The sequence below is a fragment of the Ochrobactrum sp. PL_is483 genome, from assembly GCF_055816855.1.
The window spans coordinates 555,736-571,789 of sequence record NZ_JBVPGS010000040.1; the positions used below are offsets into that span (position 1 = coordinate 555,736).

Sequence of the window (16,054 nt, forward strand, 5' to 3'; positions counted from 1 at the left end):
CAGTGCGCCTCCGAAATGCTGCGGCAAGCCGGACATATCCGGCTTACCGTATTGTCATTCTTGCTTACTCGACGGTGACGTCCGTCAGACGCAGACGGCTATCGGGAACCGGCACGAAATTTTTCACGCGCTTGTTGACGCCGAAGATCGCCTTGAGATTGTAGAGCGGCATTTCCAGTGCGCGACCGGCAGCGTAATGCGCGATTTCCTGCAGGAGCTTTTCGCGCTCGCCGCGATCAAGAACCGAACGCTGCGCTTCCAGCATCTTGTCGAGCTTTTCGTCCTTGTCGTAAGGATTCCACTTCTCGCCGGAATGATACATCGAATAGGCAGTGTTATCGTAGTCGAAGGTCCAGCCGCCCCAGGACTGCTGGAACATGGCGCCTGTCTTGCCTTGCGGGATGATATCGTTCAGCAGAACATTGGTATCGTAAGGCTTGATGGTTGCGTTGATACCAACCATTTGCAGGAAGCTTGCGACAGCCTGTGCCACTTCATTGAAACTTGCGTCCTGCCCACGCACATCAATCTGCACGGTTGCACCGGGTTGAACGCCTGCTTCTTCGAGGAGCTTCTTCGCCCCTTCCGGATCGTAAGGCAGCGGCTTCATATTCGGATCGAAGCCGAAGGATAGCGAGCCTTGAAAGCTGGCGATCGCTTCCGCCTGACCCGCCAGAATGGACTGGATGATCGCATCGCGATCCACAGCCATAATCAGCGCCTTGCGCACGCGTTCGTCCTTGGTGATGCCGTCAGCCGTATTGAAACGCAAGGCATAAACCGTCGGCCCCGAGGCGGTGACGAGCTCCAGCTTTGGATCGCCCTGGATAGTCAGGATCATACCGATCGGAATGGTCGGCGGAATGACGAGATCAACGCGACCGGCCTGAAGTTCGGCAACAGCGGTCGAAGGCTCGGTTATGAAGCGATATTCGAGTTCTGAAAGCTTCGGCGCGCCACCCCAGTGGTCCGCAAACGCCTCAAGCTTGATGTTTACCTTCGGTTCATAGGAAACGAACTTGAACGGTCCAGTGCCCACCGGATGCATGTTGAAATAATCGTCGCCCTTTTCCTGAATATATTTCGGCGGAACGATCATACCGCCATAACCGGCAAGCTTTGTAATCAGAACCGGATCAGGCGCTTTCAGATGAAAATCGACGGTCTTGCCATCGATGACTTCCACCTTTTCGATTGCAATATAGTTTGAACGTTGAGGACCTTTCGCGCCTTCATCACCGAGCAGACGCTCAAAGGTGAACTTGACGGCTTCCGCATCGAAAGGCTCTCCATTGTGGAACTTGACGTTCTCACGCAGATGGAAGCGAATGCGCTTGCCCTCGTCCAGCTCTTCCCATGAAGTGGCGAGTGCCGGGACAATCTTGAGATCAGGGCCGCGATAAACAAGACCGTCGAAAATGTTGGTGCCAACCGAAGCCCAGTTGACGAGGAACGTGTCGATCGGGTCCCAGCTGCCGGGGTCCTGCGGCGACGAAATGGTCAGCTTTCCAGCAGCAAAAGCTGGGGCAGATGCAAGCACAGCCGCCGACAGAGCGGAAGCCATGAGAACGGCTTTAAAAGTTTTTCTTATCATTGTTTTCCCCTTTGGGTTTCGTTGAGCTTTTATGGTTCAGACGGTTTCAGCTACAAAATGTCCGGCTGCGACCTCACGGTGGCTATAGATCGTCGGCTTGTCATCGATCCGGCGTGTGGTACTTGGAATTTCCCCCTCCAGTGCAGGCCGTTTGGTCCGTGCAGTGGGGTCAGCAATTGGCACAGCCGACAGAAGCCGCTTCGTGTAAGAGTGTGATGGGGTTTCAAAAACCTGCTGGCGCGAGCCAAGCTCCATGATCTGACCGAGATAGAGCACCGCGACGCGATGGCTCATCTTTTCCACCACTGCCATGTCATGGCTGATGAACAGATAGGCCAGATCGTGCTCTTTCTGGAGATCCATGAACAGGTTGATAACCTGTGCCTGAATGGAGACATCCAGCGCTGACAGAGCTTCATCGGCGATAATGAGCTTCGGCTTGGAAGCAAGCGCACGCGCAATGCAGACCCGCTGGCGCTGACCACCTGAAAATTCGTGCGGATAACGCTTGGCGTATTCCGGGCTAAGACCGACACGTTCCAGCAATTCTGCAACGCGCGCATTGATCGCCTTGTCGTTGTCGAGAAGGCCATGTGTACGGATCGGTTCTGCAATGGAAAAGCCAACCGTCTTGCGCGGATCGAGCGATGCAAACGGGTCCTGAAAGATATATTGGACTTCACGACGCATGGCGTAGCGTTCGGCAGCGCTCATGGCCGAATAGGCCTTGCCGTTGAAGCGAATATCGCCGGAAAGCGGCGTTTGCAATTGCTGGATAGCGCGACCGATAGTTGACTTGCCCGAGCCGGATTCACCGACCAATGCCAGGGTTTCACCCGGGTAAATATCGAAAGCTACCTTCGACACCGCATTGCAGACATGCGTGACCTTGCCGAACAGGTTCTTCTTGATTGGAAAGCGCACATAGAGATCATCCACGGACAGCAACGGCTTGCTATCATAGCGCGCAGTATCCTGAATGCGCTCCTCACCTGCCAAAACCGGTACGTCATCACGCATGGTCATGACTGGCATTCGCTTGGGGAAAGCTTCTCCCGTCATACTGCCAAGTTTCGGCACCGCCGACAGCAATGTCTTGGTATAGGCATGTTCCGGCTTGGAAAAAATCTGCCCGACCGGCCCATCCTCTACCTTCTTGCCCTTCCACATGACAACGACATCGTCAGCCATTTCCGCCACCACACCCATATCATGCGTGATGAAAATAACCGCCATTTCAAGCTCTTGCTGCAACTCTCTGATAATGTGCAGTATCTGGGCCTGAATGGTTACATCGAGAGCGGTCGTTGGCTCATCGGCGATCAGGAGTTTGGGGCGGCAGGCAAGCGCCATAGCGATCATAACACGCTGGCGCATACCGCCAGAAAGCTGGTGCGGATAACGCTTCAGCAGTCCTTCCGCATCCGGCAGCCGCACCATTTCGAGAAGCCGCTTCCCTTCGGCATGTGCAGCCTGTTGGGTTATGCCTTCATGCAGCATCAGCACTTCGGATATCTGGTTGCCGATGGTGAACACCGGATTGAGCGAAGTCATCGGCTCCTGGAAGATCATGGCGATCTCCTTGCCGCGAATATTTCGCATCGTCTTTTGATCGGCTTTCAGCAGATCGCGCTCACCAAACAGAATACGACCGAACGGAAACTTTGCACCGCTCATATCGGCGAGCCGCATGATGGAAAGCGACGTAATGGACTTGCCTGAACCGGATTCCCCCACCACGGCCAGCGTGCGCCCCGGATGCACCGAGAAACTCAAATCGTCAACGACGCGGCTCGCGCCAAATTCGACGCTGAGGCCATCGACGGTCAGCAGGGGTTTTGAAACTCGCTCGCTCAACTCGGTTCCGCTCAAACTTCCAACCCTCTTAAAGTGTGATGGCAGACCGCGTGGCCTGATTGAACGCGCCGGACATGAAACGCAAAAGCGCTGCCACCTCCGAAAGCGTTTCTTCTGATGGGCGCGCATTGGCCGTCGATGCAACCAGAAGGCGCTCGCGAATCTGCGCGTAGCGCGCGCAGGCATCCGCGCCCCTGGCGGTGATCATCACCGTCTTTTCCTTTGCCGCCTTGCCGGTCGTCAGCAAGCCCGCATTTTCAAGCTTGCGGATGGCATAGGTGGCAATATGCGTGTCCTCAATGTCGAGAACGAGACAGATATCGGCAAGCTTCTTCTCCCGATCTCGATGGCGGATCGAATGGAGAATCAAAACTTCAATGGGAGAAAGCCCCGGCAACCCTGCCGCCGCCATGCAGCGCACCATCCAGCGCGAAAAAGCATGCGATGCGAGAATGAGGCCATATTCAACCTCGGACATGCCGGGCGAGCCGCCTTCGGCAAGGTGAGCGGAAGAAACGATGGGACCTATTGAGGCAACCGGACGCAAATGCTGGGGCAGCGTGACTTCATCGAAGCCTGCCTCCTGCATGTTGTCTCCGGTCTTGGGCTCTTCCTCAAAAGCCTTGTCTTTACCCATTTAGGCGCTCCCGCTTTTATGTGAATTTTATGTCATCATCTTATCGACATTTTGTCAATAAAATGTGACTATCAATTTCAGAAGTGTTTTCAGAATACACAACTCAATGCATCTGGATTATTGTGTGAGGGAGCCAGCGATGAGCGGAACGGGACGCGGAGTATGGGACTTCTGGATCGACCGCGGCGGCACATTTACCGACGTCATCGGGCGCGATCCCGACGGACAGCTCCATGCCCGCAAGGTTCTGTCGGAAAACCCCTCTGCCTATAAGGACGCAGCCGTTCACGGCATTCGCCTGCATCTTGGCCTGAAGACCGGCGAACCGGTTCCGGCCGGTGTCATCGGTGAAGTACGCATGGGAACGACCGTCGCCACCAATGCGCTTCTGGAGCGCAAGGGCGAACGGCTGGCGCTCGTCACGACCAAGGGTTTTCGCGACGCGCTCAAGATCGGCTATCAGGAACGCAAGAACATCTTTGCGACCGAGATCATCAAGCCGGAAGCGCTCTATGACCGGGTGGTCGAACTGGACGAGCGCATTCGCGCCGATGGCACGGTGGAAGTAGTGCTCGACCTTGCAGAAGCAGAAGCAGCGCTTCGCGACCTGAAGGATGCGGGTTATCAGTCCATCGCTATTGCCCTCATGCATGCTTACAAGTTTCCGGCGCATGAGGCTGAAATCGCTCGCATTGCACGTGATCTGGGCTTTGAGCAGGTTTCGGTCAGCCACGAGGTTTCGCCGCTGATCAAACTGGTCGGGCGCGGCGACACCACGGTCGTCGATGCCTATCTGTCGCCGGTTCTGCGCCGCTATGTGGCACAGGTTTCCAACGAACTGGACGTGGAGCGCACCGGCGCGCGCGTGATGTTCATGATGTCATCGGGTGGCCTGACCGCCGCCGACCTGTTTCAAGGCAAGGACGCCATTTTGTCCGGCCCCGCGGGCGGCGTAGTCGGCCTTGCCCGCACCGGTGAAACAGCCGGTTTTCCGCAGATCATCGGCTTCGACATGGGCGGCACATCCACCGATGTCGCCCATTTCGACGGCGAATATGAACGCGCCTTTGAAACCGAAGTAGCGGGCGTGCGCGTGCGCGCGCCGATGATGCTGATCCATACAGTGGCCGCCGGTGGCGGCTCGATCCTGCACTACGATGCCGGACGTTTTCGCGTCGGCCCGGATTCGGCTGGCGCCAATCCCGGCCCTGCCTGCTATCGCAACGGCGGACCACTTGCCGTCACCGACGCCAATGTCATGCTTGGCAAGCTTATGCCGGAGTTCTTCCCGGCCATATTCGGCCCCGGACAGGACAAGCCTCTGGACGTGGAGCGCGTGCGCGCGCTGTTCACCGATCTTGCCGGCGAAATTGGAGACGGACGTTCGCCGGAAGCCGTCGCGGACGGCTTTATCCGCATCGCAGTTGCCAATATGGTCGAGGCGATCAAGAAAATTTCCGTTCAGCGCGGCTATGACGTGACGCGCTATGCGCTCAATTGTTTCGGCGGCGCAGGCGGTCAGCACGCCTGCCTCGTGGCCGATGCACTGGGCATGAAAAACATTCTCCTGCACCCCATGTCCGGCCTTCTATCCGCCTATGGCATGGGACTTGCCGATATTCGCGCCACGCGTCAGAAAGCGCTGGGTGTGCCGCTGGACGAAAACGCGCCTGCGGCCCTGAAGACGCTTGGTGAAGAACTGGCGCAAGACTGCGTGGCCGAGCTTGGCGCGCAGGGCATCGAGGCCAATGCCGTGACGCGCCACCTGCGCGCCCATATTCGCTATGCGGGCACCGATACGGTGCTCTCCATTGAAGCCACCTTCCCCGCGCCGGATAATGCAGCTCGTCTGCGCGCCGAATTCGAGGCCGCGCACAAGCGCCGCTTTGGCTTCATCGCCGAAAACAAGGCGCTCGTTATCGATGCTGTGGAAGTGGAAGCAGTCGGCGGCGGCGCAAGCGAGATCGAAAGCGCCCTGTCGCTGGACAGCGACACCGAAGCCACAGCCGCAAAGCACACACGCTTCTTCTCGCAAGGAGAGTTCCGCGATGCAGGCGTGGTACTGCGCGAAGACATGCAGCGCGGCCAGACGGTGACAGGCCCCGCGATCGTCATCGAGAAGAATCAGACCATTATCATCGAAGACGGCTGGCAGGCGCGACTGACGGAACACGACCATGTCGTTCTGACCCGTATCAAGGCGCTCCCTGCCCGCACAGCCATCGGCACCGAAGCCGACCCGGTAATGGTGGAAATCTTCAACAATCTGTTCATGTCCATTGCCGAACAGATGGGCGTGACGCTTCAGAACACGGCCTATTCGGTCAATATCAAGGAACGCCTCGACTTTTCCTGCGCGGTCTTCGACGCCGAGGGCAATCTGGTCGCCAACGCGCCCCACATGCCAGTGCATCTGGGTTCCATGGATGCTTCCGTCGCCACCGCCATTCGCGAAAACAAGGTGATCAAGCCGGGCGATGTGTTCCTTATCAATGCGCCTTACAATGGCGGCACGCATCTGCCGGATCTGACCGTTTGCACGCCGGTCTTTGACGAAGACAACCGCGAGATCCGTTTCTGGGTCGCAAGCCGCGGCCACCATGCCGATATTGGCGGCATCGCGCCCGGTTCCATGTCACCGCTTGCGGTCAATATCGAGCAGGAAGGCGTCTATATCGACAATTTCAAGCTGGTCGATCAGGGCAAGTTCCGCGAGGACGCGCTGGCCGCGCTTCTCACCGGGGCGACCTATCCCGTCCGCAATCTGACGCAGAACGTCAACGATTTGAAGGCGCAGATCGCCGCCAATGAAAAGGGCGTGGCGGAACTGAAAAAGATGATCGCGCTCTTCGGCGAAGATGTCGTGAAGGCCTATATGGGACATGTGCAGGACAATGCCGCCGAAAGCGTGCGCCGGGTGCTCGACAAGTTGCCGGACGGTCAATTTACCTATGAAATGGATCAGGGTTGCCAGATTGCGGTCAGCGTGACCATCGACCGGAACAAGCGCGAAGCGACGGTCGATTTCACTGGCACGTCAGAGCAGCGCCCCGATAATTTCAATGCGCCGGAACCCGTTACCCGCGCAGCCGTGCTCTATGTCTTCCGCGTGTTGGTGGAAGGCGATATTCCGATGAATGCCGGTTGCCTGCGTCCGATCCACATCGTCGTGCCGGAAGGCTCGATGTTGTCGCCGCGCTATCCGGCGGCGGTCGTCGCGGGCAATGTCGAGGTCAGTCAGGCGGTCACCAACTGCCTGTTCGGCGCCACCAAAGCCATGGCGGCGGCACAGGGCACCATGAACAACCTGACCTTCGGCAATGACGAATATCAATATTATGAAACCATCTGTTCCGGCGCGCCTGCCGGGCCGGGTTTCCACGGCGCGGACGCAGTGCATACGCATATGACCAATTCGCGTCTCACAGACCCGGAAATCCTCGAAACCCGCTTCCCCGTGCTGCTGGAAGATTTTCATATCCGGGAAGGCTCGGGCGGTAAGGGCAAGTTTCATGCGGGCAACGGCACAAAGCGCACAATCCGCGCTCTGGAAAAGCTCGAATTCGCCATTCTTTCTGGCCATCGCCGCGTGCGTCCCTTCGGGCTTGAAGGCGGCGAAGCCGGGCAAACCGGCCGCAACGAAGTGCGCCGTACGGATGGTTCGGTCGATATCCTGAAGGGCTGCGACCAGACCGTTCTGGAAGCCGGTGAAGCCTTCACCGTCGTCACCCCGACGGGCGGCGGCTACGGCAAGCCCGAATAATCGTCCCTATCCGAACGCAAAGCGCCGCCAGCAACACTCTGGCGGCGCTTTGCGTTCGACTGGAACAAATCTGCTAAGTCCATCTCGTCAATGGGCGAATGCTATTTCCACTCTTCCGACCGCTTCCGGAAAGTGTTAGAATTATTCACCCAAATTCGGGAAATAATTAGGACAAGTTCCTAATAATTGAGCCTGAACGGTCGTTTTAAACGCATCTTTAGAATTAAATTTCTGCGATCAATAGAACATCAACCAGTTCACGGATACCGAAAATGAAATTCGCTCAGATCATCGCTACCGCAGGCCTCATTCAGACAGCTCTCTTCACCGGCGCAATGGCTGGAGAAAATCTCGACGCCATTAAGTCGGCGGGCGTTCTGAAGATTGGTACCGAAGGCACATATGCGCCTTTCACCTATCACGACAAGGACAACAAGCTCGTCGGCTTCGACGTGGAAATCGGTGAAGCTGTCGCCGCCAAGCTCGGCGTCAAGCCGGAATTCGTCGAAGGCAAGTGGGATGGTCTGATCGCCGGTCTCGACGTCAACCGTTATGATGCTGTTATCAATCAGGTCGGCATCACCGAAGAACGCAAGAAGAAATTCAACTTCTCCAATCCCTATATTGTTTCCAAGGTCGTTTTGATCGTCGGCGACAAGAACGATACGATCAAGGATTTTGCGGACCTTAAGGGCAAGAAATCAGCACAGTCGCTCACCAGCAATTATGGCAAGCTCGCCAAGGAAGCTGGCGCAGAACTCGTGGCTACCGATGGTTTTGACCAGTCGATCCAGCTCGTTCTAACTGGCCGCGCTGACGCAACGCTCAACGACAGCCTGTCGTTCCTCGACTTCAAAAAGCACCAGCCGAAGGCTCCGGTAAAGATTGTAGCGGAGAAGGAAAACGCTGACGCTTCAGGCATCATCGTTCGCAAGGGTGACGATGATCTCGTTGCAGCCATCAACAAGGCTCTGGATGAGATCAAGGCCGATGGCACCTACGACAAAATTGCCCAGAAGTATTTCGGTCAGGACGTTTCCAAGTAAGCGTCGTCTCAGGCTCACACAGCGAAGCCGGAAACCAGTTCCGGCTTCGTTTTATTGTGATCATAAAAAACTATTCCCAAGACATGAATGTCAGACTGTATAAGATAACGCCGCGCAGGTTCATCCGCGCAAGTTCATTTCAGTCTGATCTTTTGCTTTGTTGAGGAGCCGAAAAAGTGCCAGATTGGCTTCAACTGATGGCGGAATCCCTGCCTACTCTTTTGTGGGCAGGCTTGATTTTCACCATCCCGCTTACCCTTTTGTCCTTTACTTTCGGCCTCACATTGGGACTCCTGACTGCGCTCGTGCGGCTGTTCGCCCCGCTCTGGCTTTCGTCTGTCGCGCGTTTCTATGTCTGGATATTCCGCGGCACACCTTTGCTCGTGCAGCTGTTCGTGATCTTTTACGGACTGCCGAGCGCAGGCATTTATCTTGATGCATTTCCCGCAGCGGTGATTGGCTTCACACTCAGTGTCGGTGCTTATAGCTCAGAAATCATCCGGGCTGTGATATCCGCCGTCCCCAAAGGCCAATGGGAAGCCGCATACTCTATCGGCATGAGTTGGAGACAGGCTCTCGCGCGCACCATTCTGCCACAGGCGACCCGGACGGCCGTGCCGCCACTTTCCAATTCCTTCATTTCGCTGGTGAAGGACACGTCGCTTGCTGCGGCTATCACCGTGCCGGAGCTTTTCCAATCCGCACAGCGTATCGTCGCAACCACTTATGAGCCTCTCATCCTCTATATCGAAGCGGCCCTGATTTATCTGGTCATGAGTTCCGTTCTATCGGCGCTGCAAGTGCGGCTTGAAAAGCGCTTCGGACGCTATGGCGGTACGCTGGAGACAAACGCATGATTGAGCTGCAACACATCGTAAAGCGTTTTGATGACGCAGTTATTCTCAACGATATCAGCGTTGCGATTGCGGAGGGTACGGTAACGGCACTGGTAGGCCCGTCCGGCGGCGGCAAGAGCACATTGCTGCGCTGCATAAATCTGCTTGAGATTCCGACGTCGGGCACTCTGGTTCTAGGGGGGCAGAGCATCAGCTTCGAGCCCGGCCGCAAGCCGAGCTGGCAAGCAATCCAGTCAATCCGCCGCCAGACAGGCATGGTATTTCAGAACTTCCAGCTTTTCCCGCACCAGACGGCGATCCAGAACGTGATGGAAGGTCTTGTTACGGTCCTGAATTGGCCAAAGGACAAGGCAAAAGAACGTGCGATGGAACTGCTCACAAAGGTGGGGATGGCGCATAAGGCCGATGCCTGGCCCTCAACACTGTCTGGTGGGCAGCAACAGCGCATCGCCATCGCACGTGCACTAGCACCATCACCGCGCGTCCTGTTGTGCGACGAGCCTACCTCAGCACTTGATCCCGAGCTTGCCTCCGAAGTGGTTGATGTTCTGAGCAAGCTGGCCAAAGAGGGCACGACCATGGTGATTGCCACACATGATCTACGGCTCGCCTCCAAGATTGCAAAGAATGTGGTCTTTCTCGAGTCAGGCAATATCGTGGAAACAGGCGCTGCTAATGAGATTTTCTCGCGCCCTGCGCGCGAACGCACCAAACAATTCGTTGCGACGATCAACGCCGCTCATACATACGACATATAAGCCTTAAACATATAGATCCCGTAAGGGCTTTCGCCACCAGCGAAAGCCCTCGGCACGCCGTTGGCTCAAATTTCGTACGTGTGTTCAAAATTTCCGGCGGCTCCCGACAGCCTGCCCCTTGGTAAAACAGAAAACCACTGTTACATTATGCACAACGTAGAAATTGAAGCGCCTTGCTTGCGTCCTCATCGGTTCGCGCGGCGCCATAAGGACAAGAACCTTGAAGAACCCCGACGAGCGCACCGCGGAAATGGTGCATCAAGGGGCGTCCGGCGGACAATCGGGCAATTCGCAGGCCCGGAGTCCGTCCGATAACGGTAAGCGCAGACCGCGCAAAAAAGCCGTTACAGATATCGGTAATGCCCGTAGTGCATCCGATTCAGGACGCTCGAAATCACAGGACGAGGCCGAAAGTGCAGGCCCGCAGAGCCAGCGCAAACGTGCGCGTCGGCGTCGGCGTGGTAAATCTGTATCTGGTGTTGAAGCTGCTACCCAACAACCAACCAGGATTGAAGCAGATAACAGCCAGCAACGGCCATCCGGTAAAATCTCGAATCGCCGTCGGCGTGCCCGCAAGAAAAAGCAGGCGCGGCAGCAAAGCGGGCAGCCTTTGATTGCCGAAGCAACGGTCAAGGCTCCGCATAATCCCGTGCGCACGGATCATCAGCATGCTTTGGCACAGGGCAAACGGAAGAGCGGCAACAGCCAAACTCTCCGGATTGCCAATGGTTCGCATCCTGAAAAGGCTGATCCTCCGCTTTATGCGGCTTTGGACCTAGGAACCAACAATTGCCGACTGTTGGTGGCTTCGCCAACCAGACCGGGCCAATTCCGCGTTGTGGATGCCTTTTCGCGCATCGTACGACTGGGCGAAGGATTAAGCACTACGGGCCGGCTCAGCGACAATGCGATGAACCGCGCCGTCGAAGCGTTGAAAATCTGCCGCGACAAGCTGGCAGGCAAGAAAATCAGGCGATCGAGATTGATTGCGACCGAGGCCTGTCGTTCAGCTTCCAATGGCGAGGAGTTTCTGGCGCGGGTTCGTGCAGAAACCGGACTGGAACTCGAAATTGTGGATCGCCAGACAGAGGCCAGGCTGGCTGTCTCAGGCTGCGGCACGCTCGTTACCCGTGAGACCGACGCCGTCGTGTTGTTCGATATTGGCGGCGGCTCGTCTGAAATCGCGCTGATTGATGTTTCCCGCCGTAGATCCCCTCGGCTTGCGGAACACATCATGGCCTGGACGTCCCTTCCAGTCGGTGTCGTGACATTGGCGGAACGGTTTGGCGGGCGCAATGTCACACAGGAAAGTTTTCAGTCCATGGTATCGCATGTGACTGAACTGCTTGCACAATTTGCAGAACGCCAGTGCCTCGGGAATTTGACCGCCAGCCCCCGCTTCCACCTGTTAGGAACATCCGGCACGGTGACCACGCTGGCAGGAATTCATCTCGGTCTTGACCGATATGACCGGCGTCGGGTCGATGGTATGTGGATGGGTGCCGAAGACGTGACCCAGATGACTAACCGTCTTCTGTCGTGGGATTTTGAAGCTCGCGTAGCCAACCCATGTATTGGTGCGGATCGTGCCGATCTGGTATTGGCAGGCTGCGCTATTCTCGACGCGATACGCCAAGTATGGCCAAGCGAAAAACTACTCGTTGCCGACCGTGGTCTGCGTGAAGGCATTTTGACCGAACTGATGTCGCGCGATGGCGCATGGCGACACAATCGCGCGACAGGCGCTAGAAACAGGCACTGATAATGAGCAAGGCAGGCGGAAACAAAGGCGGAGTGAAGACTGGTGGTCGCGGTGGCGCTGGCTCCAGCAATCTGCAGGTGCGCGTGAAGAAAAAGGCCGGCACAATCAAGGAATCGTCGCGCCGCTGGCTGGAACGTCACCTGAACGACCCCTATGTGCACAAATCAAAAGCGGATGGCTATCGCTCGCGCGCAGCCTACAAGCTCATTGAAATCAATGATCGCTATAACCTGCTCAAAAAAGGGCAGAAGATCATCGATCTTGGTGCTGCGCCAGGCGGCTGGTCGCAGATCGCGGCCAAAATCGTCGGTTCCACGGATGAGAACCCACACGTCGTCGGCATCGACTATCTTCACGTCGATCCGCTGCCCGGCGTTGTCTTGCTGGAAATGGACTTTCTCGACGATGAAGCGCCAAAAAAACTAATGGATGCGCTCGGCGACAAGCCCGATCTCGTCATTTCCGACATGGCTGCGCCGACCACCGGTCACCGCAGGACTGATCACCTGCGTACCGTGCATCTTTGCGAAGTCGCTGCTGATTTTGCCATCTCGGTTCTGAAGCCCGGCGGACATTTTCTTACCAAGACTTTTCAGGGCGGCACGGAAAACGAACTTCTGGCGTTGCTAAAGCAGAAATTCCGCTCCGTGCATCACGTAAAGCCTCCGGCGTCCCGCGCCGAATCCGTCGAGCTTTACCTGCTCGCTCAAGATTTCAAAGGCTGAGCTTATTTTCCAGCGGAAGCGTTTGCGGCGTCCACAGCCGCGCGCTCCTTGCTGGAGTGTTTGACAACGGTTGGCGCCGCCAATTCCTTGCCCGCATCCGGCGCAAGCCGCGCAAACCAAAAAAAGGCCATGGCCGAAACAGCAGCAACTACATAAAAGCCGATGTGGAAGTCCACCAATTCAAGGTGGGCTTCGCGTAGGGACGTGCTGATTTCCAAAATACCGCCTGCCAGAGCGACGCCAATAGCAATAGAAACCTGTTGGGCCACGGCTGTAATAGGCGTTGCCTGACTGGTCTTTTCATCAGGGATTTCGGCAAAAGCCAACGCGTTGACGCCGGTGAAAAACAATGAGCGCGCAAAGCCCCCCACAAGCAGAAAGCCGATAATGACCCAATATGGCGTTGTCGGCGTGAACAGGCCATTGACGGCGATAAAGCAGGCCGAAATCAGCGAACCTGCCATCAGCGCACGCCGGAAGCCGACGCGAACAAAGATGCGCTTTGCACCGAACTTCATGCTGATTGCACCAATCGCCGAAACGAAAGTCATCATACCGGATTGAAAAGGCGTGAGCCCGAAACCAAGCTGAAACATTAATGGCAGCAGAAACGGAATAGCGCCGATCCCGAACCGGAAAATGCTGCCACCAACAACCGCAGAACGGAAAACCTGGTTATCGAAAAGCTTCAGGTTCAGCAGAGGATCATCGACCCTCTTGGCATGTTGAAGATAAAGGACTGTACAGACAATACCGATAGCAAGGGTTGTGAATCCTACCGCAGGTGGCAAGGCCGGAAGGCTGACGACTGACAGCCCGAAAACGACGCCTGACATCGCAATACCTGAAAGAAAGAAGCCCGTCCAATCGAGGCGCTTCACAATGCGCTCGTCAGTGTCTGGCAGAAAGCGCGTTGCGAACCAGATGCCGACGACGCCAATCGGCACGTTAATCAGGAAAATCCAATGCCAGGTAAGGAAGGTGGTTATGAAACCGCCTACAGGCGGCCCGACCAACGGCCCAACCATTGCCGGGATCGTAAGCCAGGCCATGGCTGATACAAGCTCGCTGCGTGGGGTGGAACGGATAAGCACAAGACGCCCGACCGGCGTCATCATCGCACCGCCCATCCCCTGCAAAAACCGTGCAACAACGAAAGCAGTCAATGAATTCGATGCAGCACAGGCAACAGAACCCACTACGAATACCGCTATTGCTGCGCGGAAGACATTCTTGGCTCCGAAGCGATCCGCCATCCAGCCGCTGACCGGAATAAAAACCGCAAGAGCAACAAGGTAAGCCGTCAGCGCCAACTTGAGCGCAATGGGGCTTGTGCCGATATCGGCGGCTATAGCGGGAAGCGAGGTCGAGATGACGTTCGAATCCATCTGCTCCATGAAAAGGGCTATGGCCAATACAAGCGGAATGATGCGATTCACGATAATATTCCGATACAACGGATATGAAAGATCTGACCATCCTATGTAGCGCCAAGCTGATTATTGCTAGCCGAAACGGCGTCACATTGCAGTGAATATGCATAAAATCTGCGATTTCTCGCCGATTCAGTTCGATCAGGCCGCTTTCGCGCAAATGGGCCAAATATCTCACGCAAGATTTCACTCGTTCACATTTGCGTAAATCGGGGTTGCGCTTCCCGTAACAGCTTGTTACATTTCGTTACAGTTTCACGAGACTTCGAACCGCGCGGGCACCGCTCCGGTTCAAGGAGGTAGGAAATGAACGATATTACAAGAACCGCCATTGTCTATGGCATGATGATCATTTCACTCAACACTGCACTTGCAGTAGGGCTGCTAGGACTCGACTTCCTGCGTTAACGCGCCCTGAAAAAGTTTTTTGCCCTCCAGGCATGCATGAAAAAGAGCGTTTCCAATTCAATGGAAGCGCTCTTTTCCTTTTGGAGTCTCGTTTGATGTCAGAGAATTCGACTTTGGCTGCCTGGGTCAAAGAAAACAGACTTGTCCAAGTTGAAAGCAAGCCTCGCCGGTTGTCCGGCAGCGATGCGGGCGTCGGCCCGCAGACGCGCCACGACATGCTTGCCGCCCAGTCGCGTGACCGCAAACGTGTCCGAGCCGGCAGGCTCGACAACATCAATCAGGCAATCGCCTTCCACCACGGCATCGGCGTTACGATCGGCTCCATCTGGATCGGTCAGCGCCTCGGGGCGAATGCCGAACACGATATCCTTGCCATCATATGCACCGAGTCCCTGAGGAGCGACTTTCAACGGTAGTTTGAGCGGTTCGCCGTCACCGCGCACGAGATTAATGGCATAGCTCGAACCGTTCTTTTCGACTCGCGCCGTCAACAGGTTCATGGCAGGAGATCCCATGAAATCTGCAACGAACATATTGGACGGATTGTTATAGATTTCTGCTGGCGTGCCAAACTGCTGCAAGACACCGTCCTTGAGAACAGCGATCTTGGTCGCGAGCGTCATCGCCTCGATCTGGTCGTGGGTTACGTAAACGATTGTCGTTTTCATCCGGCTGTGCAGCCGCTTTATTTCGGTGCGCATATCGACGCGTAATTTGGCATCAAGATTGGAAAGCGGCTCATCGAACAGGAAGACCTGAGGATTGCGCACCAGAGCACGCCCCATTGCCACGCGCTGACGTTGACCACCGGAAAGCTGGCTCGGCTTGCGATCCAGCAGATGGCCGATCTGCAGAATATCGGCAACTTCCTGAATAGCCTTTTCACGTTCAGCCTTTGGAACTTTACGAATTTCCATGCCGAAAGCGATGTTTCCGGCAACAGTCATATTTGGATAAAGCGCATAGGACTGAAAAACCATTGCAATATCGCGCTGGGATGGATGCAAACCGGAAACCGACTTGCCATTGATGGCGATATCGCCCGACGTGATTGGTTCAAGCCCGGCGATAGTATTCAGCAATGTTGACTTGCCACAGCCGGACGGACCGACGAGGACAAGAAAACCACCCTCGTCAATCTCGATATTGATATTCTTCAAAACCGAAACATTGCCGTAGGACTTATAGAGATCGGAAATTTTCAGAAAAGGCAT

Annotated in this window: 11 protein-coding genes; 6 read left to right on the forward strand and 5 right to left on the reverse strand. The window is 55.9% G+C overall.

Annotation, left to right across the window (positions count from 1 at the left end; translation table 11 throughout):
- Nucleotides 1-64 precede the first annotated feature (64 nt).
- From AC0TNJ_RS20910 to AC0TNJ_RS20920, 3 genes are read right to left on the reverse strand one after another with little or no spacing between them, the layout of a single operon-like run.
- Nucleotides 65-1,594 (reverse strand): ABC transporter substrate-binding protein, encoded by a 1,530-nt coding sequence (locus tag AC0TNJ_RS20910; RefSeq protein WP_473772294.1) that lies wholly within the window; start codon nucleotides 1,592-1,594, stop codon nucleotides 65-67.
- Between the two features lie 36 nt (nucleotides 1,595-1,630).
- On the reverse strand, nucleotides 1,631-3,466 hold the full coding sequence (locus AC0TNJ_RS20915; RefSeq protein ID WP_473772295.1) for an ABC transporter ATP-binding protein: 1,836 nt from the start codon (nucleotides 3,464-3,466) through the stop codon (nucleotides 1,631-1,633).
- Nucleotides 3,467-3,479: 13 nt separating this feature from the next.
- Nucleotides 3,480-4,088 (reverse strand): winged helix DNA-binding protein, encoded by a 609-nt coding sequence (locus tag AC0TNJ_RS20920; protein ID WP_473772296.1) that lies wholly within the window; start codon nucleotides 4,086-4,088, stop codon nucleotides 3,480-3,482.
- A 139-nt stretch (nucleotides 4,089-4,227) separates the two neighbouring features.
- On the opposite strand from AC0TNJ_RS20920, the gene AC0TNJ_RS20925 reads away from it, so the two are divergent.
- The 6 genes from AC0TNJ_RS20925 (at nucleotide 4,228) to AC0TNJ_RS20950 (ending at nucleotide 12,999) form a co-directional block, all read left to right on the forward strand.
- Complete coding sequence (locus AC0TNJ_RS20925) at nucleotides 4,228-7,851, forward strand: hydantoinase B/oxoprolinase family protein (protein ID WP_473772297.1); 3,624 nt, start codon at nucleotides 4,228-4,230, stop codon at nucleotides 7,849-7,851.
- Between the two features lie 272 nt (nucleotides 7,852-8,123).
- The gene (locus tag AC0TNJ_RS20930; RefSeq protein ID WP_122001887.1) at nucleotides 8,124-8,897 is read left to right on the forward strand and encodes an amino acid ABC transporter substrate-binding protein; all 774 of its coding nucleotides are present in this window, start codon (nucleotides 8,124-8,126) and stop codon (nucleotides 8,895-8,897) included.
- 176 nt (nucleotides 8,898-9,073) lie between these two features.
- The gene (locus AC0TNJ_RS20935; RefSeq protein ID WP_122001888.1) at nucleotides 9,074-9,754 is read left to right on the forward strand and encodes an amino acid ABC transporter permease; all 681 of its coding nucleotides are present in this window, start codon (nucleotides 9,074-9,076) and stop codon (nucleotides 9,752-9,754) included.
- Nucleotides 9,751-10,512, forward strand: a complete 762-nt coding sequence (locus AC0TNJ_RS20940; protein WP_473772298.1) for an amino acid ABC transporter ATP-binding protein — start codon at nucleotides 9,751-9,753, stop codon at nucleotides 10,510-10,512. The genes AC0TNJ_RS20935 and AC0TNJ_RS20940 overlap by 4 nt, the downstream gene beginning before the upstream one ends.
- 220 nt (nucleotides 10,513-10,732) lie before the next feature.
- The gene (locus AC0TNJ_RS20945) at nucleotides 10,733-12,274 is read left to right on the forward strand and encodes a Ppx/GppA phosphatase family protein (protein ID WP_473772299.1); all 1,542 of its coding nucleotides are present in this window, start codon (nucleotides 10,733-10,735) and stop codon (nucleotides 12,272-12,274) included.
- Between the two features lie 2 nt (nucleotides 12,275-12,276).
- Entirely contained in the window at nucleotides 12,277-12,999 is a 723-nt protein-coding gene (locus AC0TNJ_RS20950) for an RlmE family RNA methyltransferase (protein ID WP_473772300.1), read from the forward strand.
- Between the two features lie 2 nt (nucleotides 13,000-13,001).
- Here AC0TNJ_RS20950 and AC0TNJ_RS20955 read toward each other — a convergent pair whose 3' ends face one another.
- Together AC0TNJ_RS20955 and AC0TNJ_RS20960 are read right to left on the reverse strand one after the other, a co-directional pair.
- Nucleotides 13,002-14,438 (reverse strand): DHA2 family efflux MFS transporter permease subunit, encoded by a 1,437-nt coding sequence (locus tag AC0TNJ_RS20955; RefSeq protein ID WP_473772301.1) that lies wholly within the window; start codon nucleotides 14,436-14,438, stop codon nucleotides 13,002-13,004.
- Nucleotides 14,439-14,938: 500 nt separating this feature from the next.
- Entirely contained in the window at nucleotides 14,939-16,054 is a 1,116-nt protein-coding gene (locus AC0TNJ_RS20960; RefSeq protein ID WP_473772302.1) for an ABC transporter ATP-binding protein, read from the reverse strand.